Annotated in this window: 18 protein-coding genes and 2 pseudogenes; 7 read left to right on the forward strand and 13 right to left on the reverse strand. The window is 61.0% G+C overall.

What is annotated here, in order from left to right:
- Positions 1–50: 50 nt before the first annotated feature.
- The 6 genes from AB4N53_RS22025 to AB4N53_RS22050 are packed head-to-tail and all read right to left on the reverse strand — an operon-like array spanning position 51 to position 4,299.
- Entirely contained in the window at positions 51–1,730 is a 1,680-nt protein-coding gene (locus AB4N53_RS22025; RefSeq protein ID WP_460123221.1) for an AMP-binding protein, read from the reverse strand.
- A complete protein-coding gene (locus tag AB4N53_RS22030) occupies positions 1,727–2,272 on the reverse strand; it encodes a COG4648 family protein (RefSeq protein ID WP_460123223.1) in 546 nt (181 codons plus the stop codon). Before AB4N53_RS22030 ends, AB4N53_RS22025 begins: the two co-directional genes overlap by 4 nt.
- Positions 2,269–2,523, reverse strand: a complete 255-nt coding sequence (locus tag AB4N53_RS22035) for an acyl carrier protein (RefSeq protein WP_016772026.1) — start codon at positions 2,521–2,523, stop codon at positions 2,269–2,271. The genes AB4N53_RS22030 and AB4N53_RS22035 overlap by 4 nt, the downstream gene beginning before the upstream one ends.
- Before the next feature lie 9 nt (positions 2,524–2,532).
- On the reverse strand, positions 2,533–2,808 hold the full coding sequence (locus AB4N53_RS22040) for a phosphopantetheine-binding protein (RefSeq protein ID WP_460123226.1): 276 nt from the start codon (positions 2,806–2,808) through the stop codon (positions 2,533–2,535).
- Complete coding sequence (locus AB4N53_RS22045; RefSeq protein WP_041477597.1) at positions 2,786–3,598, reverse strand: lysophospholipid acyltransferase family protein; 813 nt, start codon at positions 3,596–3,598, stop codon at positions 2,786–2,788. Before AB4N53_RS22045 ends, AB4N53_RS22040 begins: the two co-directional genes overlap by 23 nt.
- On the reverse strand, positions 3,574–4,299 hold the full coding sequence (locus AB4N53_RS22050) for a beta-ketoacyl synthase chain length factor (protein ID WP_460123231.1): 726 nt from the start codon (positions 4,297–4,299) through the stop codon (positions 3,574–3,576). The genes AB4N53_RS22045 and AB4N53_RS22050 overlap by 25 nt, the downstream gene beginning before the upstream one ends.
- Before the next feature lie 357 nt (positions 4,300–4,656).
- Between AB4N53_RS22050 and AB4N53_RS22055 the strand changes: the two genes are divergently transcribed.
- Positions 4,657–5,427: a ParA family protein gene (locus AB4N53_RS22055; protein ID WP_024011296.1), complete on the forward strand. Its 771-nt coding sequence runs from the start codon at positions 4,657–4,659 to the stop codon at positions 5,425–5,427.
- A 132-nt stretch (positions 5,428–5,559) separates the two neighbouring features.
- On the opposite strand, the gene trxC is transcribed toward AB4N53_RS22055, so the two are convergent.
- Positions 5,560–5,994, reverse strand: coding sequence for a thioredoxin TrxC (trxC, locus tag AB4N53_RS22060; RefSeq protein ID WP_460123235.1), 435 nt, complete (start codon positions 5,992–5,994; stop codon positions 5,560–5,562).
- A 193-nt stretch (positions 5,995–6,187) separates the two neighbouring features.
- On the opposite strand from trxC, the gene AB4N53_RS22065 reads away from it, so the two are divergent.
- Together AB4N53_RS22065 and AB4N53_RS22070 are read left to right on the forward strand one after the other, a co-directional pair.
- A complete protein-coding gene (locus AB4N53_RS22065; protein WP_460123239.1) occupies positions 6,188–6,484 on the forward strand; it encodes a type II toxin-antitoxin system HigB family toxin in 297 nt (98 codons plus the stop codon).
- Positions 6,481–6,882, forward strand: a complete 402-nt coding sequence (locus tag AB4N53_RS22070) for a helix-turn-helix domain-containing protein (RefSeq protein WP_123419853.1) — start codon at positions 6,481–6,483, stop codon at positions 6,880–6,882. Before AB4N53_RS22065 ends, AB4N53_RS22070 begins: the two co-directional genes overlap by 4 nt.
- 6 nt (positions 6,883–6,888) lie before the next feature.
- On the opposite strand, the gene selO is transcribed toward AB4N53_RS22070, so the two are convergent.
- The 5 genes and pseudogenes from selO to AB4N53_RS22095 all read right to left on the reverse strand — a co-directional run.
- Positions 6,889–8,352, reverse strand: a complete 1,464-nt coding sequence (selO, locus tag AB4N53_RS22075) for a protein adenylyltransferase SelO (RefSeq protein WP_460123243.1) — start codon at positions 8,350–8,352, stop codon at positions 6,889–6,891.
- Positions 8,353–8,400: 48 nt separating this feature from the next.
- Entirely contained in the window at positions 8,401–11,754 is a 3,354-nt protein-coding gene (mscK, locus tag AB4N53_RS22080; protein WP_130899561.1) for a mechanosensitive channel MscK, read from the reverse strand.
- A 34-nt stretch (positions 11,755–11,788) separates the two neighbouring features.
- Positions 11,789–13,531: a potassium/proton antiporter gene (locus tag AB4N53_RS22085; protein ID WP_024011302.1), complete on the reverse strand. Its 1,743-nt coding sequence runs from the start codon at positions 13,529–13,531 to the stop codon at positions 11,789–11,791.
- Positions 13,532–13,684: 153 nt separating this feature from the next.
- Positions 13,685–14,557 (reverse strand): methyl-accepting chemotaxis protein, encoded by an 873-nt coding sequence (locus AB4N53_RS22090; RefSeq protein WP_370695130.1) that lies wholly within the window; start codon positions 14,555–14,557, stop codon positions 13,685–13,687.
- Positions 14,558–14,587: 30 nt separating this feature from the next.
- Positions 14,588–15,310: pseudogene (locus AB4N53_RS22095) on the reverse strand (MCP four helix bundle domain-containing protein); the annotation flags it as partial.
- 277 nt (positions 15,311–15,587) lie between these two features.
- Between AB4N53_RS22095 and AB4N53_RS22100 the strand changes: the two are divergent.
- The 4 genes and pseudogenes from AB4N53_RS22100 to AB4N53_RS22115 all read left to right on the forward strand — a co-directional run bounded on the left by AB4N53_RS22100 (position 15,588) and on the right by AB4N53_RS22115 (position 18,154).
- Entirely contained in the window at positions 15,588–15,818 is a 231-nt protein-coding gene (locus tag AB4N53_RS22100) for a hypothetical protein (protein ID WP_016772015.1), read from the forward strand.
- Positions 15,815–16,117 carry a cell division protein ZapA gene (locus tag AB4N53_RS22105; protein WP_039756738.1) on the forward strand — a complete coding sequence of 101 codons (303 nt, stop codon included), beginning with the start codon at positions 15,815–15,817 and terminating at the stop codon, positions 16,115–16,117. The genes AB4N53_RS22100 and AB4N53_RS22105 overlap by 4 nt, the downstream gene beginning before the upstream one ends.
- Positions 16,118–16,261: 144 nt before the next feature.
- A pseudogene (locus AB4N53_RS22110) lies at positions 16,262–17,239 on the forward strand (cache domain-containing protein); the annotation flags it as partial.
- 207 nt (positions 17,240–17,446) lie between these two features.
- A complete protein-coding gene (locus AB4N53_RS22115) occupies positions 17,447–18,154 on the forward strand; it encodes a methyl-accepting chemotaxis protein (protein ID WP_460145140.1) in 708 nt (235 codons plus the stop codon).
- Positions 18,155–18,244: 90 nt separating this feature from the next.
- On the opposite strand, the gene AB4N53_RS22120 is transcribed toward AB4N53_RS22115, so the two are convergent.
- On the reverse strand, positions 18,245–20,047 hold the full coding sequence (locus AB4N53_RS22120; RefSeq protein WP_460123249.1) for an acyl-CoA dehydrogenase: 1,803 nt from the start codon (positions 20,045–20,047) through the stop codon (positions 18,245–18,247).
- Between the last annotated feature and the right edge of the window lie 239 nt (positions 20,048–20,286).

The raw sequence follows: 20,286 nt of genomic DNA on the forward strand, positions 1-20,286 counted from the left end.
CCCTGTAGGAGTGAGCCTGCTCGCGATTGAGTGCGCAGCACTCACCGAAATCAACCATGACCAACATCCAGCAAAATGCGTCCACTGGAACAGGTCGCCAGGTCATTGCGATAAGCGAAATACAACTTGCCGCGCTCGGCATCGAAACGCAGATGCAGCTGGATTTCATCACCCGGGCGCACCAGTTGCTGGAACTTCAATACCTCCATTCCGGCAAACGCGCCGTCCAGCTTCAGCAACTGCCGACCCAGATTCAGCGCCCACTCCACCTGCACCACGCCGGGCAAAACCGGCGCCTTGGGAAAGTGCCCGCTGAAATAGGCCAGATCCGGCGGCACGCTGAGTTGCAGGCTCCATTCGCCGTCGCTTGCGCTTTGCTCCAGCACTTCGGGAGCTTTCGGCCGTGCGGCGAGCAGCAACGCTTCAACGTCGGCTTGCGCCAGTTTGCCCTGGCTGTTCAACGGCATTTGCCGCAGCAGGCGCCAGCGCCGGGGCAGGGCGAGGGCTTCGCAATGTTGGCTCAGATGTTTGCGCAGGGTTTCGGTCAGGCTACGCCGGCCGTGCTCGCGCAGGGCGAACAGGCCCGACTCGCTGAGCACCAGCAGCGCACCGAGCGAGGCGCGGTTTTCCTGGACCACACCGAGGCGCGCTTCGGCGACCCAGTCATGGGCTGCCAAGGCCTGCTCAAGCATCGGCAGCGAGATGCGTTTTTCTTCCAGTTTGACGATGCGGTCCAGTCGCCCCAGCAGTTCGAAGCGACCATCGGCGGCAATGCGCGCGGCGTCGGCACTGTGTTCGACATGGCCGGCAGGCAGGTAAGGCGAGGCGATCAGCAGGGCTCCGTCGCTGTCCTGGCTCAGCTCAACGCCAGCGAACGGTTGCCACAACGACTCGCCCTGGCGCCAAGCGATGCCGCCGGTTTCCGAGCTGCCGAGGATTTCCGTCGGCCATTGCTGCAAGCGTTGTTGCAGGCTTTGCGCCGCTTCGGGCGGCAACGCGCCTCCGGAGGAAAACACCCGGCGCACCGCGCTCAGGGCCGGCCAGTCGAGGTTGTCACCCATGCGCTTGAGCAGCGCCGGGCTGGCGACCCAGGCAAAGGCCGGGTGTTCGCGGCTGGCGCGCTGCAGGTCTTCGGAAAAAGCCAGTTGCTGGCGTACGAACGGGCGCCCGGCGCACAATGGCCACAACACGCGAAACAGCAGACCGTAGATGTGTTGCGTGGCGACACTGCCGATGATGCAGGCTTCACCGAGGTCTGCGCCCCACAACTGCTCCAGCGCTTCGACCTCGTTGGCCAATTGGCGCAGGGTCTTGTCGATGCGCTTGGGTTCGCCGCTGGAGCCGGAAGTGCACAGGCTCAGTCGACACTGATCAAGATCCAGTTCTGCACCGGGCAGGCCGGGCTGAGTGAAGTCGTGCAACCGGGCATCGCCGGGTTGATCGGTCAGCCATAGATCGACTTCCTGCGACCAGCGCTGACGCGTCTGCGCTTGCAGATCCGCCGGCAGCAATACGCTGACGCCGGCACGCCAGGCACCGAGCAGGGCGATGGCGAGGTCGGCGGCATCTTCCAGATGCACGGCCAGCCTGTTCACGCCTCGGCTTTGCAGACCGGCGGCGACGCTCAAGGCCTGCGCTCGCAGTTGCGTGTGATCGAGTGCCGGCGCCTGGCAGATCGCCCGTGCCGGCAACGCCTTGAGCAACAGCTGCTCAAGTTTTATCCAATTCATGTACGGCCTCTTACCCGTTGTCGTATCAGCCATTCAATGGCAAACATCAGGCCGATCAATCCGTAGGAGATCAGGCCGGTGTACAACATCCACCAATCCAGCGGCGCCCACAGAGTGAGGAGGGCGGCGCACAAACCGTTGCAAAAGAAAAACACGCTCCATGCCAGCGTCACCTTGCGCGTGTAGCGAACGGCAACCTCCGGCAGTTCCGGCTCGCGCAAGCGCGCCAGGCGCTCGACCATTGGCGGGCCGTATTTCAGGCTTGCGCCGAACAGCACCAGCATGAACGCGCTGATCAGCACCGGGTACCAGCGCAGCAGCTGCGGGCTGTCGAAGACCGCCAGCAGCAGGCAGAACCCGATCGCCACGCACGCCATCCACAGGCTGCCAGGCTTGCGCTCGCCGGTCAGGACCCGCGCCAGCCACAGGCTGCCCAGCAGCAGCGCAAATTGCCACGGGGCGAAATGCTCCATGCCGAAATACACCGCAAAGGGGTACAGCAGACCGGCCAGCAGCAGGCCCAGGCCGATCAGTCGGCTCATGCGGCCGGTTGAACCAGACGGAACACCGCCTCGACCACGTCACCGACGGTGCGCACCGATTTGAATTCTTCGGCGGCGATTTTCTTGCCGGTCTGGCGTTTGATGTGATCGATCAGGTCGACGGCGTCGATGCTGTCGATTTCCAGATCCTGATACAGATTGGCGTCCATGCTTACGCGGGCCGGATCCAGTTCGAACAGCTCGACCAGGGCATCGCGCAGGGTGTTGAAAATATCGTCACGAGTTTGCATGGTCCGGTCTCAAGCTGCCTGTTTTGCCGTGACGAACGCCGCAAGGCTGGCCACGTTGGTGAAATGGTTGCGGGTGTCTTTGGCATCGGCGTCGATCTTGATGCCGTACTTTTTCTGGATCGCCAGGCCCAGTTCCAGTGCGTCCACGGAATCCAGGCCGAGGCCTTCGCCGAACAATGTCTGCTCGTCGCCGATGTCCTCGGGTCTGATGTCTTCGAGGCCCAAGGCGTCGATGATCAGCAGTTTGATGTCACGCACCAGGCTAGCGGTGTTCAGTTCGCTCATCTGCGGCGAGCTCCTTAATGAAATAGTCATGCAAATAATCGTTGAGCTTGCGCGAGGCCTGCGGTGCGGGGCCTTGCGCGGCGAAGGTCTGTGGGTCTATATCGGCCCCGACGCGAAAACTGAAGTGCACGCGGCGATGGGGGATGCGATACCACGGCTCGGCTTTGGTCAGCGTGGTCGGGCTGACCTTGATGATCACCGGGGTAACGATTTTCGCACCGCGCAGGGCAATCGCCGCCGCCCCCCGATGAAAGGCCGGCGCCTGCCCCGGCTGGGTGCGGGTACCTTCGGGAAAGATGATCAGGGTCTGGCCGTCCTGCAACGACTGCGCGGCGGCGTCGAGCATGTCCATGCTGCCGTCGTTGCTGATGTACTCGGTGCGGCGCAGCGGGCCACGGGTGAACGGGTTTTCCCAAAGGGTTTTCTTCACCACGCAGTTGGCGTGGCGCACCAGGCCGATGAGAAACACCACATCGATCAGCGACGGGTGGTTGGCGATGATCATCTGCCCCGGTCGACCGAGGCGTTCGGCGCCCTCGATGTCATAGGTCAGCACGCCAGTGCGGGCCATGAACCGCACGAAGAACCAGAACAACCGACTGACCGTACGTCGCGCGCGCAGGCGATGGACCAGCGCGTCACCGGGCAGGCAGCCGAGCAGCGGAAATACCAGCAGGCGCAGACACAGCCCGCCGAGCCCGAACAAAGCGAAGCTCGCAGCAGTGGCCAGCAGGCGCCAGTAGTAGGCGTCGCGGTGTTTGGCGGTCACGGGTTGCGATGCCAGGTCCATACACGATTTTTCCACGCATGTTGGCAATCAGGTTGTTGGCCGAGCAGGGTTCGCAGCAGGTTGAGTGCGTGCGGCCAGTGCGCCTTGGACCGGGTTTCGGTGCTGCTGTTCAGGGTCAGCCGCCAGTCGGTACCGGGCGTGAGCAACAGACCCAGCGCGTAGGGGAATGGCACGTCGTCGACCCACTGCGAATAGGCCTCGGGCGGTTGTTCTTCGGTGATCACCAGCAGCACCGCCGGGGCGCCTTCTTTGAGCAGTGCGGCTGCTTCAAGCATGCCGTGCTCCAGACCGTCGCCAGCGGCGGCGAGGGCAGTCATTTCGCTGGTTTCGCCGCGCATGATCGACCACAGGCCGATGATTGCGTTATGCACCGATAGGCTGAATTGGGTCGGTGACAACGGCTGTTCGGTGGCCAGATCGCGGAGGATTTCAAAGGTGCGTGGGGTTTCGCCGTGCCGGGAGACGAACACCAGCGGCAGATGGTCCCGTCCGTCGGCCAGCGGCCAGCCAACACTGAACGCCATCCGCGCCAGGCGGCTGAGGCGCCGGCGTTGCATGGCCGGCAGAAACGACACATCGGGCGCGGCATCACTGCTCTGCAGCACGACCGGTTGTCGGCTCCAGGCCTGCCAGGCGTCCACGCTGTCGAGCCCTGGGGCCCACGCGCGCCATTGGGCGATGTTGAAGTTGATCACGGACATTCATCCCGCCCCTGCGGGCTTTCGTTGACGCGTTGAGTCGCCAGCGCCGCAGCAGGCTTGGCTTGGCGCAGGGCGCCGGGTGGCGCGCATTATCCCGGTGCGACGGGTGTGTAGCAAATGTTGGTTACATTTTGCCCAACAAAATGTACCGAGCGGTTCGCTGGAGTGGCTATCACTTGGCCATTATCCCGGTTTGACGCGGTGAGTCTGTCAGGTGCCTCTGTAATGGCTGGCGGTTTTTTCCATGCGTGGGCGCCGATATTTACACCTGACGACGTAGTCCATGTCGGTGAAGGTAGCGAAGCGCGGTCACCGGCAACTACACTCGGTCATTCTTTGATACACGGAGGTTTGGTCATGCGGCGCGTGGTGTTCAATCAGAAAGGTGGCGTGGGCAAATCGAGCATTGCCTGCAATCTGGCGGCGGTCAGCGCCAGCGAGGGCTATCGCACGTTGTTGGTCGACCTCGATGCTCAGGCCAATTCCACTCAGTATCTGACCGGGCTCACCGGCGATGACATTCCGATGGGCATCGCCGACTTCTTCAAACAGACGCTGTCGTCCGGGCCGTTCTCGAAAAAGAATCAGGCGGACATCTACGAAACCCCTTTCGACAACCTGCACATCATCACCGCCACCGCCGAACTGGCTGACCTGCAGCCCAAGCTTGAGGCCAAGCACAAGATCAACAAGCTGCGGAAGTTGCTGGATGAGTTGTCCGAAGACTACGACCGGATTTATCTGGATACCCCGCCGGCATTGAATTTCTATGCGGTATCGGCGCTGATCGCGGCGGATCGCGTGTTGATTCCCTTCGACTGCGACAGCTTCTCGCGTCAGGCGCTGTACGGGCTGATCGCCGAGATCGAGGAATTGAAGGACGACCACAACGAAGGCCTGGAAGTCGAAGGCATTGTGGTCAATCAGTTTCAGGCGCGGGCCAGCCTGCCACAGCAGATGCTCGATGAGCTGATTGCCGAAGGCTTGCCGGTGCTGCCGGTGTATCTGAGCAGTTCGGTGCGCATGCGCGAGTCGCACCAGGCCAGCATGCCACTGATTCACCTCGATCCACGGCATAAGCTGACGCAGCAGTTTGTGGAACTGCACAATCTGCTGGAAGACCACTGACTCCCCGACTCACACGCAAATCTCCTGTGGGAGCGAGCCTGCTCGCGAAGAGGCCGGCACATTCAACATCAGCGTTGAATGATCGACCGCCTTCGCGAGCAAGCTCGCTCCCACAGGGTGGTCTGTGTTGGGTCAGATGCCTTGGCTATGTAGCCACGCCATCAGCTGTGGCAATGGCAACGCACCGCTCTGCCGCGCCACTTCCCTGCCGTTTTTAAACAGAATCAGACTCGGAATCGAGCGAATCCCCAACTGCGCCGACAACTGCTGGTTCGCCTCGCTGTCGAGCTTGGCCAGCCGACACTTGCCCGCCAATTGCGCCGCAGCCTGTTCGAACACCGGCGCAAACGACTTGCACGGCCCGCACCAGTCCGCCCAGACATCCACCAGCAACGGCAGATCGCCCTTGATCTGACTGGCGTAATCGCCTTGTTTGAGTTCGAAGGGTTTGCTCAACAGCACCGCAGACTTGCAGCGCCCGCATTTGGGCTGGTCAGCCAGGCGCTCGGCGGGGATGCGATTGAGGCCGTTGCAGGTGGGGCAGGGGATGAGGAGTGGGGTGGTCATGAGCGGAATCCAAAAGAGAGCTGATGACAGGTAGGTGGAGACGTTTGCTCATATTTTCAATCGTGCACCATTCGGGGTTAGACCTAGGCTGAGATTTACCGGACGCACCGTCGGTCTGTCTGCTTCTATCGCACATTGCGATAATCGCGCCGTTCGATTAACTTCCCATAGCAGAATGCGATAAGGATGTTGCATGCATGTGTTTAGCGAAAAACCCATCAGAGAGGCCAAGGAAAAATGGCCACAATCCTCGAGCGCACTGGCGCAGTGGTTTCGACTGGCAAAGAGAAGCTGTCCCAAGGACTTCTCGGCGATGAAATCGATATTTCCTGCGATCGACAAGGTGGGCCAGTTTCATGTCTTTGACCTGGGCGGCAACAAGCTGCGACTGATAGCTTTCGTCAGTTATCGATCGCAGAGGTTGTACATAAAATATGTTCTGGATCATCGCGAATATGATCGGGGCAAATGGAAGGAAGGGAAGGTATGAGCATTTTGATCAAGACAGTGGCCGAGCACTGGGAATATGTCGCTCCGCTGGTTCGAAAGCCGAAGAGCGAAGAGGATTATGACGCCTTGGTGCGGGCGGTCGATGAAATACTCGAAATAACCGGGGAAGATGAGTCGCATCCATTGATGAGCCTTTTGGACATCATCGGTGACTGGATCGAGGAATGGGATCGCACCCATCATCCGATGGCTGAAGCGAGCGGTGAAGAAGTGCTCGGCTATATGATGCGCGAACACGGCCTCACTCAGAGCGACCTCCCTGGCGTGGGTACTCAATCCGTCGTGTCAGAAATTTTGAGCGGCAAGCGAAAGCTCAACCTGCGGCAGATCCGCTGGCTCGCTGAACGTTTCAATGTACCGATCGAAGTGTTTATCTGAATCGACTCACGACGAACAACTGATCTCCAAATGCTTGCCCCACTCCGGTGGTCGCTCGGCGTAACTTTCCATTCCCGGCTGCTCGTCGAACGGTCTGCTCAGCACCGCATGCAACCGGCGCACCTCGGAATAATCGCCTTGCTCGGCCGCGACGATGGCTTTTTGCGCAAGGTAATTGCGCAGGATGTACAGCGGATTGACCGCATGCATCCGTGCGCGGCGTTGTGCCTGATCGGCATTGCCGTCGCGGCCGACCCGGGCGACGTAGCGTTCGCCCCAGGCATCGAACCCTTTGATATCGACAAAGTCATCGCGCAGGTGGGCGATGGCCTGTTCGGCTGACTCTTCACCGAGGCGGCGGAAGAACAGCGTGTAGTCGACGCCGCTGTTCTGCATCAGTTGCAGCAGGTTTTCCAGCAGTTGCTGATCGTCGTCCTCGGCGGTGGTGAAGCCGAAGCGGCGGCGCATCAGGTCGAGGTAGTGCGCCTGGAACAGCGGCAGGTACAAGTCGAGGGTTTCACGCAGGGCCTCGACGCTGATGAACGGCGTCAGCGCTTGGGCGAGCGCGCTGAGGTTCCACTGGCCCACCGGCACCTGATTGCTGAACGAGTAGCGGCCCTGATCATCGGAGTGGTTGCAAATGAAATGCGCGTCGAAGTCATCGAGGAAGGCAAAAGGGCCGAAGTCGAAGGTGATGCCGAGGATCGACATGTTATCGGTGTTCATCACGCCGTGACAGAAGCCGTAGGCCTGCCACTTGGCGATCAGCTCGGCGTTGCGCTCGACGATCTCGCGAAACATCGCCAGATACGGTTCCGGTTGTTCCAGACACTCGGGAAAGTGCATCGCCAGCACATGCTCGCCAAGCTGTTTCTGCTGCTCGGGGCGCTTGGTGTAGTAGAAGTATTCGAAATGGCCGAAGCGGATATGGCTCGGCGCCAGACGCAACACCATCGCCGCGCGTTCCTGCTTTTCCCGCCAGACGGGCGTGTCGGAGCCAATCACGCAGGCGGCCCGCGAAGACGGGATGTTCAGCGCGTATAGCGCTTCGGAAGCGAGAAACTCACGGATCGAGGAACGCAACACGGCGCGGCCATCGCCCATGCGTGAAAACGGCGTCTGCCCGGCGCCCTTGAGGTGCAAGTCCCAATGCTCGCCGGCGTTGTTGTACACCTCGCCCAGCAGCAGACCGCGACCGTCGCCCAGTTGCGGGGTATAACCGCCGAACTGATGGCCGGAATACACCATCGCCCGTGGCTCGGCGTCGGCCCACAGTTTGTGGCCGCCAAACAGTTGCGCGAACTCTTCGGTGTCGGCGCTGGCCGCATCGAGATCGAGCAGGGCCAGGGCGGCCGGGCTGGCGACCACCAGACGCGGATTGTCGATCGGCTCGGGCAGCACGTGCGCGGAGAACGCGTCGCCCAGGCGGGCGAAGCGGTTGTCGAAAGTCAGTTCGTCGAGGGCTTTCACGGGCCGGCTCCAGCAGAATGTCCGAGCATTCTGCTGGGACCATGTCGGTTAGTCGAGTTTGCTCGGTGGCGGTTCCTGCGACGGTTTCTGCCCGTCGACGATCGGCACGATGGTTTTGTTCTCGGGTTCCACCGGCACCATCTTGTATTCCTGGCCGTGAAGGTTCTTCAGATAAACCTCCATCTGCCGGAACGAGATGTTGATGTGCTGCTTCTTGAACTCGCGATTGATGAAGCGGTTGACCTCATCCAGCACCGGGTTGCGGTCGCCAAGATCGCGCACATGCATGCGCAGTTCGTGGTCGAGGGTACTTTCGCCGAAGTTGAGGAAGTACACGTGCGGCTCTGGTTCTTTGAGCACACGCGGATTTTCCCGGGCCGCTTTGAGCAGCAGTTCCTTGACCAGATCCAGATCCGAGCCGTAATCGACGCCCAGTTTCAGCGTGACGCGGGTGATGGTGTCGGTCAGCGACCAGTTGATCAGTTGCCCGGTGATGAATGTCTTGTTCGGGACAATGATGTCCTTGCGGTCGAAGTCGGTGATGGTTGTGGCGCGAATGCGGATCTTGCTTACCGTGCCCGAGAGGTTGCCGATGGTGATGGTGTCGCCGATCCGCACCGGGCGTTCGAAGAGGATCATGATGCCGGAGATGAAGTTGGCGAAGATCTCCTGCATACCGAACCCCAGGCCTACCGACAGCGCCGCCACCAGCCACTGCAACTTGTCCCAACTGACGCCGAGGGTCGATAGCGTGGTGACGAAACCGACGCCGGCAATCACGTAGGACAGCAGCGTCGTTGTCGCATAAGCGCTGCCCTGGGCCAGATTGAGCTTTGACAGCACGAACACTTCGAGCAGACCGGGCAAGTTGCGCGCCAGCGCGAAGGTGATGCCGATGATGATCAGCGCGCCGAGCATGTCGCCGATGCTGATCGGCACCATGCTCATGTTGGCGCCGGTGCCGCTGGTGTATTCGTAGAGGGTGATGTTGTCCAGATACGAGAACACCGAAATCAGGTCCGACCAGACCCAGTACAGCGCCGCGATGAAGCCGCCGAGCAGGGCCAGACGGATCAGGCGCAGGGACTGTTCGTTGACTTTTTCGATATCCAGCGTCGGCTCTTCGATCACCGCTTCGCCGTCGCCGGCCTCTTTCGCCGCCTGCCGTTTGGCCAGTGCGCGCTGGTAAGCCAGGCGCCGCGCCGCGACGCTCAGGCCTCGTACGAAGGTGGCCTCGATCACCAGCCAGAACATCAGCAGGTACAGGGTATTGATCAAGCGGTCGCTGAGCTTCAGCGCGGTGTAGTAGTAGCCGAAGCACACCGCAACAAACAGGGCGATCGGCAGCAGGGTGAACATCACACCGACGGCTTTGCGGAACAGCGAGGCATTCTGGTGCGTCGGGCTGCTGATCAGCAGGCGACTGAGCAGCCACGCCATCAAGGCGTAGCAGGTCAGCACCACCGGCATGCCGAGCACGTCATCGGCGAGCGCCGCCGGTTGCAACTCGGCGACGGCCACCACGGCGACCAGCGCCATTACTACCAGGCCGAGTCGGCGCACCCAGCCCTGAAGGAACTCGACCTGCGGTTTCTCCCAGCGGAAATGCAATTCCGCCACGCCACCCGGCGCAAGAATCCGGTATGCGGTGTAGAACACCAGCCAGGCCTGACCCATCTGCAACAGCGCCGCGCCCATGTTGGCGTTCTGCCCGCGTGCGTCGATCTGCAAGGCCAGACCGCACAGCGCCAGACCCAACGCCACCGGCATGGCTAACAGGATATTGATCAGAATTGCCTGCGGTGTGTGCCATTGGCTGTCGCGCTTGAAGTGGCCGATGTCCTGGTGAACCTTGTTGAGTCGTCCGTACAGGGCCTTGCGTCGCCACAACAGGGCGCCGATCAGCAGCGCCAGAGGCAGGAACAGCAGCGGGCGCTGGGTCAGGCCGTCAGTCAGCTCGCTCAGGCTCGACGCCCAAGGCAAGGTGTTGACCTGCCGTTCGAGGCGCTCGGGCACGCCGCGCATCCATTCCACGTCCAGCGGCTTGTTGCTGGGGATCCAGAACATCTGCTCGTCGAGGGTCGCGCGCAGGCTTTGCGCGGTGCTCAGCAGTTGTTTCTGGTTGAGCTGCAGGGTGATCGATTCGTTGAGCATCGCGCTCAATTCGCGGTTCAGCCGCTCGAGCAGATCAGCGCGGGTGTTGGCCAGATCCAGCAGGCTTTTGCGCAATTGCGGCGTGACCTGCTCCGGCGGCTGGGTGGCGAGCAAATTGTCGACGTAGGTCGCCGGATTGCTCAGCAGCTCCCGCTGCTGGCTGACATCGAACTGATACAGGCGAATATCGGCAATCTGGTCGGCGAGGTCGCGGTCGACCTTCAAGTGCGGCAGTGCCTGCTTCTGTTTATAGAGAATTTTTGATAGCAGCAGGCTGCCCTTGAGCACGTTGATTTGCTCATCCAGCGCCGAATCGCTCTGGGTCAGGGTGTCGAGTTGCTGTTTGGTCTGCAGGTTCTGCTGCGTGACTTCGTTGAGGCGGTCGGTGCTCTTGAGTAAATAGTCGGAAAGCTTGAGGTTGGTCGCGCTCTCGCTCGCCAGCAGGCTGCTGCCGCCGGCCTTCTGCGCTTCGATCGATTGCTGGGTAACGGTTTCCTGCGACTGCGCCAGACGTTTCTGGTTGATCAGGGTTTGCAGTTCCTGGATCTCGCGGTCGAGGCGGTCGGATTTCTCCGAGAGCAGGTCGTGTTGAGCGTTGCCCAGATCCTGCAACTGGGTGTTGCCGGCCAGTTCCTGGCGGCGCAGCGGAATCAGCGCATTGAGTGCGGCCAGTTCGGCATTCAGCTGGTCGCGCTGTTCGGCGGTGACCGTCTTGCCGGTGTCTTTGCCGGATTTGAGAATGGTGTTGATCTGCTGGATGCGCGTCTGGCTGGCGGAAATCTCCGCCTGAGCGCGCTCGGGGCGAGTCTGCGCGGTGATGATCAGGCTGTTGGCTTCGGCCAGGGCTTTTTGCAGATCGCTTTGCTGGGTCGAACGATCGGTAAGGATCTGCTCCAGTTGCTGGATCGACTCTTTCGGAAAGCGCTGCGCTACCGGTACCGGTGCGGTGGCCTTGAGGCGGCTGAGTTCGCGGGTGTTTTCAATCGTCTGCTTGGGCGCGTTGGCCAGCTGACGCTTGAGGTCGATCAGCTTCTGTTCGTAATCACGCTGGTTGTTGAGCTGATTGAGGGTGTTCTGCAGGACGGTCTGCAGGGTCTTCTTGTCGGCGTCCGGCAGTTTGCTGTCGGCCAGCTTGTCGAGGCTGGCCTGTACGGCATCGCTGGACGGTGGTTCGGCAGCATGCAGCGGGCCGACGACAAGACTGAGGCCCAGCAGGGCCGCGGCGAAAAAGGAGCGCAGGGTAGGCATAGAGACCGGTCAAGCAAGTGAGAGTGGAGGCAGTTTAGAGGAAGAGTCCGGGGCCCGGGCGACTTCCTTCGGGGAATCTGACGCCCACTTTGCCGATCTTGTTCCCGTCCATGACCGCCACCGTCCAGTGGGTGTTGTTCCATTCCACCTGGTCACCGACGATGGGAGCACCCCCGACTTTTTGCGCAATGAACGCGCCCAAGGTCATGTCCGGATCGATGCCTTCGGCCGGCAAGCCATACAGCGCTGCAACCGCTTTAAGCTGGGCGTCTCCTTCGAGCACGAAGTCGCCGAAGAAACGCAGATCGAGGCCGCGTTGCGGTGCCTGGCTGAACAGTTTGCCGAGGGCCGGCAGGTTGTGTTCGTGGCCAATAACACACAGCAAATCATCGACTTCCAGCACCGTACTACCCGACGGATGGAGCAGTTGCTGGCCCCGAAACAGCGCCGCGATGCGTGTGCCTTCGGGCATTTTCAATTCGCGCAGAGGCGAGCCGATGCACCATTTCTCGGCGCCGAGCTTGTAAACGAACAGCTCCCACTCGCTGGTCACGTGCACTTCCAGTGCCGCCCGGGATATCGGCGCGGGTTCCGGCGGCACCGTCACCTTGAGCAGCTTGGCCACCCACGGCAGGCTCGTGCCTTGCACCAGCAGCGACACCAACACGATGAAGAAGGCCAGATTGAAGTACAGCTGTGCTTGCGGCAGGCCGGCCATCAGCGGGAATACCGCGAGAATGATCGGCACCGCGCCGCGCAGACCGACCCAGGAAATAAAGGCTTTTTCACGACCATGGAAAGCCTTGAACGGCAGTAGGCCGACCATCACCGACAGCGGCCGCGCGAACAGGATCATCCACAGTGCCAGACCGAGGGCGGGCAGGGCGATCGGCAGCAGATCGTGTGGCGTGACCAGCAGGCCCAGCACCAGGAACATGCCGATCTGCGCCAGCCACGCCATGCCGTCGAGCATGTGCAGAATGCCGTGGCGGCTGCGCACCGGGCGGTTGCCGATCACCAGACCGCACAGATAAACGGCGAGGAAGCCGCTGCCATGCAAGGCGTTGGTCAGCGCGAACACCACCAGACCACCGGCGATGATCAGGATTGGATAGAGGCCGGCGGCGAGATTGATGCGGTTGACCAGTTGCAGCATCACCCAGCCGCCGCCCAGACCAATCACACCACCGATGCCGAATTCGCGGATCAGGTGGGTCAGCAGGCTCCAGTGCAGGCCGGTTTCGCCGCTGGCGAGCATGTCGATCAGGGTCACGGTGAGGAACACCGCCATCGGGTCGTTGCTGCCCGATTCGATTTCCAGACTGGCGCTGACCCGTTCGTTGAGGCCTTTACCGCCGAGCAGCGAGAACACCGCAGCGGCGTCGGTCGAACCGACGATGGCGCCGATCAGCAGGCCCTGAATCAGATTGAGGTCGAACAACCACGCCGCGGCCATGCCGGTCAGCCCGGTGGTGATCAACACCCCGACCGTGGCCAGCGACAGCGCCGGCCATAACGCCACGCGGAAACTCGACACCCGCGTGCGCAAACCGCCGTCGAGCAGGATCACCGCCAGAGCGAGGTTGCCGACCAGATAGGCCGTGGGGTAGTTATCGAAAATGATCCCGCCACCATCGACCCCCGCCGCCATGCCGACCGCGAGAATGATGACCAGAATCGGAATGCCGAGACGTGAAGAAAGCGAGCTGACAAGAATGCTTGCGCCTACCAGCAACGCGCCGATCAAGAACAGGCTGTTGATGGTCGTCGCATTCAAAGGCAGTACTCCAGAAGCGTAAAGACGGGGGCGCAAACTGACCATGCAGTCTGCGTGCCAGCGATTCTAACCTGTTGAAATGTGATGCTGTCAAAAAGCTTTTGCGCTTGGTGATCATTCCCACGCAGAGCGTGGGAATGATCAAGGATCAGGTCAGAGGCTGAACCGCCCGACCATGTTGTTCAGATCCAGCGCCAGGCGCGACAGCTCATTGCTCGCTGCGCTGGTCTGATTCGCCCCGGTCGCCGATTGCACCGACAGATCGCGGATGTTCACCAGATTGCGATCGACTTCCCGCGCCACCTGCGCCTGCTCTTCGGCGGCGCTGGCGATGACCAGGTTGCGCTCGTTGATTTCGACGATGGCGCTGTTGATCGTGTCCAGCGACATCCCGGCGCCACGGGCAATATTCAAGGTCGATTCGGCGCGCTCGGTGCTGTTGCGCATCGAATCCACGGCGTGTTCGGTGCCGCTCTGGATGCTGCCGATCATCCGTTCGATTTCGCTGGTCGACTGCTGGGTGCGATGGGCCAGGGCACGAACTTCGTCGGCCACCACCGCGAAACCACGACCGGCCTCACCGGCACGGGCCGCTTCGATCGCTGCGTTCAATGCCAGCAGGTTGGTCTGGTCGGCCAGCCCACGGATCACGTCGAGCACCTTGCCGATGTCACGGGATTCATTGGCCAGATCGCCGATCAAGGACGCGGTGCTCTGCACATCGGCGCTCATGCGTTCGATGGCGCTGACGGTTTCCTGGACCAGATCACGACCGTCGCCCGCCGAAGTGGTGGCGTTTTTCGAGGCTTCCGAAGTGCTGACCGCGTTGCGCGCGACTTCTTCGACGGCGCTGGTCATCTCATTGACCGCAGTGGCGGCCTGCTCGATTTCGTTGTTCTGCTGGGTCAGGCCGCGAGCACTTTCGTCGGTGACACTGTTGAGTTCTTCAGCGGCGGAGGCCAGTTGCGTGGCCGAACCAGAGATGCGCTGCAGGGTGTCGCGCAGCTTCGATTGCATTTTGGCCATTGCCGCCAACAAGCGCCCGGCTTCATCTTCGCCATCGACATGGATTGGCTGGGTCAGATTGCCTTCGGCGATGGTTTCCGCAGCGTCCAGTGCCTTGGAAATCGGCTTGGTAATGCTCACGGTGAGCAACCAGGCGAACAGCAGGGTCAGGCCGCTGGCGATCACCAGCAGAGTCACCACCAGATTGAACGACAGCGAATACTGATCCTTGGCGTCCTGATCGGTTTCGGCGATCTGTTGGGTGTTGATCTCCAGCAAGCGCGCCAGCGCGGTGTTCACCGCTTCGGAATTGCTCAGCAAGTCGCTGTTGAGCATCTGCCGCAACTCGTCGATCTGATTGTTGCGCGACAGGGTTTTCATGCGCTCTTCGAGCTGGCGGTACTGGGCCAGCAATTGCACATACTGCTCGTACGCCGCGCGTTCCTGCGGGCCTTCGATCAGCGGCTCGTACGTGCGCTGCGCATCGGCGATCTGGCGGTTGCGCAGGTCGAACAGTTCGATGGTTTTCTGCTGCACGTCGGGTTCGCGGTTGATCAGCAGGCGGTAAGAAAGCACGCGCAGGCGCAGGGTCAGTTGGGTGAATTCGTCGAGGGCCTTGATCGATGGCACGCTGGCGGTGGCGATGTCTTCGCCGGCCGCGCGGATCTTGCTCATCTGGTTCAGCGCAAACACGCCGAGAATCAACATCAGGCCGCCGATCAGGGCGAAGCCGGTGAACGCCCGTGGGGCGATATTCATATTGCGAAGGGACATGGGCGGATACCGAAAAGGGCCGCATCCATGCGGGCTGAGACTGCTGTATGGGTGACTTATCGGTCATACGACTAAAGTCTTGAGGTGGTGTGCGTATTTGTCGCAGACAGGCTTGAGCGACGAAGTGCAGGAACCAGATCGACCAATCACAGTCTTTTAAACTCGCGAGAAGCTTCGCCACCCAGGAAAATCAAGGCCTTGCGCCGGTTTAACCCTGGCATCCGTGGTGACTTTTCTTTATCGTACGCGCCCTTTGAAAAACGCTTGGAAGATCAAAATGTTGGAAGCATCCCTCAGCCAATTGGAACAGCTCGTCAGCGACCTGGTGCAACAGAACCAGACCCTGCTGCAGACCAACCAGACCCTGTCCACGGAACTGGCCCAGGCCAAGGATGAAAACGAAAACCTGCAACTGAACCTGATGGAGCAGGAAGAAAAACACGGCGCCACCGCCGCGCGCATCCAGGCGCTGGTTGATCGCGTCAATGCCGGTCCTGTCAGCGCATGAACCACGGCACAGCAGGGGTAAAAGTCATCTCCATTCTCGGCGAGGACTATTCGATCAAGGCACCGGCCGGGGAAGAACAGACCCTGCTGGACGCGGCGATGATGCTCAAGGCAGCGCTGGAAGACACCAAGCGCAAATACCCGACGCTGATCGGTGACCGTTTGCTGGTGCTGGCGGCGATGAATCTGTGCTCGCAGCAGATCGAAATGAAGAAGCAGCACAAAGAAGAACTCGAGCGTTATCAAGAGCAAGTCAGCGCCACGGTCGAGACGATTGCCAAGACCATCAGTCAGGGCTGATGGGGTTGCGCACAACCAGGGAATAGATTGTCGGTTGGCTTGTATACAATCGGCACGGCTGTTGCAGTGTTTCGGCCACTTATTCCTTGGGGGTGCTCCATGCAATGGTGGCGACGCAGTATTCAGTGGCAGTTGATTCTCGGCATGGGCGCGGCCCTGCTGATCAGCATCGTGATTGTGGTTGGCATTTATACCCTGGTGGTCAACCGCCTTGCCCAGAGCTATCTGGTCGAACAAGCGCTGCCGTCGAGCATTGAAGCGACGCGCAACGACATCGAGCGGATCCTCGTACAACCGCTCACCGCCGCCAAGGACATCGCCAGCAACACCATGGTGCGTGACTGGCTGGCATCCGGCGAAGACAGCAGCAAAACCGCGCTCTTCGCGCAATATCTGGAAAGCATTCGCGCCGAACACAGAGCCTTCACCGCGCTGATCATCGGCACCGAATCCAACCACTACATCACCGAGAAAGGCCTGGACCGCACCCTCAGTCGCGCGAAACCGGCCGACGCTTGGTTCTATTCCTTTCTCGACAGCAATCAGCCGCGCACCCTCAATATCGACAACGACGGCGCCACGGGTGAGCTGGCCCTGTTCATCGATCTGAAGGTCGAGCAGGCCGGCAAAGTTGTCGGTGTCGCCGGGCTCGGGCTGAGCATGAAAGAGCTGTCGGAGCTGATCCACAATTTCAGTTTCGGTGAACGCGGCAAGGTCTATCTCGTGCGTTCCGACGGTTTGATTCAGGTCCATCCTGAGGCGCAGTTCAGCGGCAAACGCACCTTGACCGAGCAGATCGGCGCCAACGCGGCGCAAGCGCTGATGGGGCACAAGGATGCGGTGAACAGCAGCTTCGAACGCGACGGTGAAGATTTCCTCGCCTTCAGCCTGCCGTTGCGCGATCTCGGCTGGACGCTGGTGGCCGAAGTGCCGCAGTCGCAGATTTACGCCGAAGCACGGAAAGCGATGTGGATGAGTGGCGCCATCGGTCTGGTGGTGTCTTTGGTCTGCCTGGCGTTGGTGGTGTGGCTGGCGCAGGGGCTGGTGCGACCGATTCGACAAGTAACACGGGCGCTGGTGGCCATCGGTAGCGGTGGTGGAGATTTGACTCACCGGTTAGATTCCAGCCGTGCCGATGAGTTGGGTGACCTGGCGCGCGGCTTCAACCGTTTCCTCGACAGCCAGCGCGCGATGATCGGCGAAGTGCTGACCACCAGCGAACGCCTGCGCACTGCCGTAGGGCAAGTGGCGAAGGTAGTGGACAACACCGCCGAGCGTTCGGGCCGACAGCAGGAAATGACCGATATGGTTGCCACGGCCGTCCACGAAATGGGCCTGACCGTGCAGGAAATTGCGCAGAACGCCGGCAATGCCGCGCTTGCCTCGCAAACCGCGCGCGATGAGGCGTTGCAGGCACGGGAAGTGGTCGGCGGCTCGATCCGTCATATCGAAAGCATGTCCGATGACATCGGCGTGGCGGCGGGGGCGGTGGCTGAGCTTGCGCAGCAAGTGGCCTCGATCGATTCGGTGCTGGCGGTGATCCGTGGCGTTTCCGAGCAGACCAATCTGCTGGCACTCAACGCCGCGATCGAAGCTGCCCGCGCTGGCGATATGGGCCGCGGCTTCGCGGTGGTCGCCGATGAAGTGCGCACCCTCGCGCGCCGAACCCAGGCCTCGACCGACGAAATTCAACTGATGATCGGCAGCCTCAAGCAAGGTGCGGAGAACGCCGTGGCTTCGATGCGCACCGGCCAGGCCGCGACCGGCACCGGGGTTGAATCGAGCCAGCGGACTGGCGCCTCGCTGACGGCAATCACCGGCCAGGTCGAGCGCATCAGCGATATGAACCATCAGGTGGCGACAGCGACCGAAGAGCAGTCGGCGGTGACCGAAGAAATCAACCGCAACGTGCAGGGGATTTCCGATCTGGCGCGGGCAACGGCGGGGGAGGTTCGTGCGTGTCGTGAGGATTGTCAGATGTTGCAGCGGCTGGCGGATGATCTGGCGCGGCAGATGGGTGGGTTCAAGTTGAGCTAAAGGATCAAGATCAAAAGATCGCAGCCTTCGGCAGCTCCTACATTGCAATGCGTTTCTGTAGGAGCTGCCGAAGGCTGCGATCTTTTGCTTTTAGAACCACGCGTCCTGCATCGCCAGACACGTATCATCCCGCGCCTCCAGCAAGTCCAGCTCATGCTGGCAACCCGGCACTTCCCATGTCAGGAAATACCGCGCCGCCTGCAACTTGCCCTTATAGAAGTCGATATCCGCCGCATTGCCTTCGGCCAGGCCTTCTTCGGCGCGAATCGCCTGTTCCAGCCAGCGCCAGCCGATCACCGCGTGGCCGAACACTTTCAGGTACAGCGCCGAGTTCGCCAGGCTGCTGTTGACCTTGCCTTGGGCCAGATCGGTGAGCAGGCCGATGGTCACGGTCTGCAGGCGGGCAACGAGTTTTTCCAGCGGTTCACGCAGTGCATCCAGCGAGTCGTACGCAGTGGCACGTTGGGCCGTGTTGGCGATCAATCGAATCAGCTGCTTGAGACCGGCGCCACCGTTCTGCGCCAGTTTGCGCCCGAGCAAATCCAGCGACTGGATGCCGTGGGTGCCTTCGTGGATCGGGTTCAGACGGTTGTCGCGGTAGTACTGCTCCACCGGGTACTCACGGGTGTAGCCGTGGCCGCCAAGGATCTGGATCGCCAGTTCGTTGGCCTTCAGGCAGAACTCCGAAGGCCAGGATTTGACGATTGGCGTCAGCAGGTCCAGCAGCTCATGCGCCTGCTTGCGCTCGGCTTCGGTTTCCAGCGTGGTGGTGTCATCGAACAACCGCGCGGCATATAGGCCGAGGTCAAATGCCCCTTCGACGTAGGATTTCTGCGTCAGCAGCATGCGTCTGACATCCGCGTGCTGAATGATCGCCACCGGCGCCGTCGTCGGATCCTTGCTGTCCGGCACCCGGCCTTGCGGACGTTCGCGGGCGTACTCCAGCGAATACAGGTAACCGGCATAGCCGAGCATCACCGCGCCCATGCCGACGCCGATCCGCGCCTCGTTCATCATCTGGAACATATAGCTCAAGCCGTGGTGCGGTTTACCCACCAGATAGCCGACACACTCACCGTTATCGCCGAAGTTCAGCGCCGTCGATGTCGTGCCGCGCCAGCCCATCTTGTGGAACAAGCCGGCGAGCAGCACGTCGTTGCGCTGGCCGAGGCTGCCGTCGTCGTTGACCAGAAACTTCGGCACGATAAACAGCGAAATACCTTTCACCCCCGGCGGTGCGTCCGGCAGTTTGGCGAGGACCATGTGCACGATGTTTTCCGACAACGGATGGTCGCCGCCGGAAATGAAGATCTTGTTGCCCTTCAGGCGATAGGTGCCGTCGGATGCGGGCTCGGCGCGGGTGCGGATATCCGACAGCGACGAACCGGCATGCGGCTCGGTCAGGGCCATGGTGCCGAAGAAGCGTCCGTCGATCATTGGTTGCAGGAAGCGCTGTTTCTGCTCTTCGCTGCCGAAGCTCTCGATCAGGTTCGCCGCGCCCATGGTCAGGAACGGGTACGAGGTCGATGCGGCGTTGGCGGACTGAAAGTGCGCGAAGCAGGCTTGCGACAGCAGGGTCGGCAATTGCATGCCGCCGGCCTCGAAACTGCGTGCGGCGTTAAGAAATCCTGCCTCGAGAAAGGCATCCACCGCCGGTTTCACTTCGGGGATCAGAATGGCCTGGCCATCTTCATAGCGCGGCTCGTTTTCATCGCCCTTGCGGTTGTGCGGGGCGAAAAACTTTTCGGCGATGTTGCGCGCGGTGCCGATGGCGGCGTCGAAGGTCTCGCGATTGTGCTCGGCAAAGCGCTCGCGCCGGGTCAGGCCCTCGGCATCGAGGACTTCGTACAGCTCGAAAGCCAGATTGCGGGAACTGAGCAGCGTCTCGGACATGGCGGCCTACCTGGAAATTGGGGTTGGGCCGAGTCTAAGGTGGGGGAATAGAGGCTGGATAGGATGATTGATGAGAGTGATGCAGAAGCAAAAGATCGCAGCCTTCGGCAGCTCCAACATTTGGAATGCGTTTCCATGTAGGAGCTGCCGAAGGCTGCGATCTTTTGATCTTCTGTGGGAGCGAGCCTGCTCGCGAAAGCGGTGGGTCAGGCAACATTAATGTCGACTGAAACGCCGTC

The sequence above is a fragment of the Pseudomonas sp. H3_E04 genome, from assembly GCF_054668915.1.

Coding starts and splice junctions, on each gene's coding strand:
- AB4N53_RS22070 (WP_123419853.1), top strand. CDS start 6,481: ATGAGCATTTTGATCAAGACAGTGGCCGAGCACTGGGAATATGTCGCT.
- trxC (WP_460123235.1), bottom strand. CDS start 5,994: ATGACCACCCCACTCCTCATCCCCTGCCCCACCTGCAACGGCCTCAAT.
- AB4N53_RS22120 (WP_460123249.1), bottom strand. CDS start 20,047: ATGTCCGAGACGCTGCTCAGTTCCCGCAATCTGGCTTTCGAGCTGTAC.
- AB4N53_RS22030 (WP_460123223.1), bottom strand. CDS start 2,272: ATGAGCCGACTGATCGGCCTGGGCCTGCTGCTGGCCGGTCTGCTGTAC.
- mscK (WP_130899561.1), bottom strand. CDS start 11,754: ATGCCTACCCTGCGCTCCTTTTTCGCCGCGGCCCTGCTGGGCCTCAGT.
- AB4N53_RS22115 (WP_460145140.1), top strand. CDS start 17,447: ATGGGCCTGACCGTGCAGGAAATTGCGCAGAACGCCGGCAATGCCGCG.
- AB4N53_RS22050 (WP_460123231.1), bottom strand. CDS start 4,299: ATGTCCGTGATCAACTTCAACATCGCCCAATGGCGCGCGTGGGCCCCA.
- AB4N53_RS22025 (WP_460123221.1), bottom strand. CDS start 1,730: ATGAATTGGATAAAACTTGAGCAGCTGTTGCTCAAGGCGTTGCCGGCA.
- AB4N53_RS22055 (WP_024011296.1), top strand. CDS start 4,657: ATGCGGCGCGTGGTGTTCAATCAGAAAGGTGGCGTGGGCAAATCGAGC.
- AB4N53_RS22105 (WP_039756738.1), top strand. CDS start 15,815: ATGAACCACGGCACAGCAGGGGTAAAAGTCATCTCCATTCTCGGCGAG.
- AB4N53_RS22090 (WP_370695130.1), bottom strand. CDS start 14,557: ATGGCCAAAATGCAATCGAAGCTGCGCGACACCCTGCAGCGCATCTCT.
- AB4N53_RS22045 (WP_041477597.1), bottom strand. CDS start 3,598: ATGGACCTGGCATCGCAACCCGTGACCGCCAAACACCGCGACGCCTAC.
- AB4N53_RS22040 (WP_460123226.1), bottom strand. CDS start 2,808: ATGAGCGAACTGAACACCGCTAGCCTGGTGCGTGACATCAAACTGCTG.
- AB4N53_RS22100 (WP_016772015.1), top strand. CDS start 15,588: ATGTTGGAAGCATCCCTCAGCCAATTGGAACAGCTCGTCAGCGACCTG.
- AB4N53_RS22035 (WP_016772026.1), bottom strand. CDS start 2,523: ATGCAAACTCGTGACGATATTTTCAACACCCTGCGCGATGCCCTGGTC.
- AB4N53_RS22065 (WP_460123239.1), top strand. CDS start 6,188: ATGCATGTGTTTAGCGAAAAACCCATCAGAGAGGCCAAGGAAAAATGG.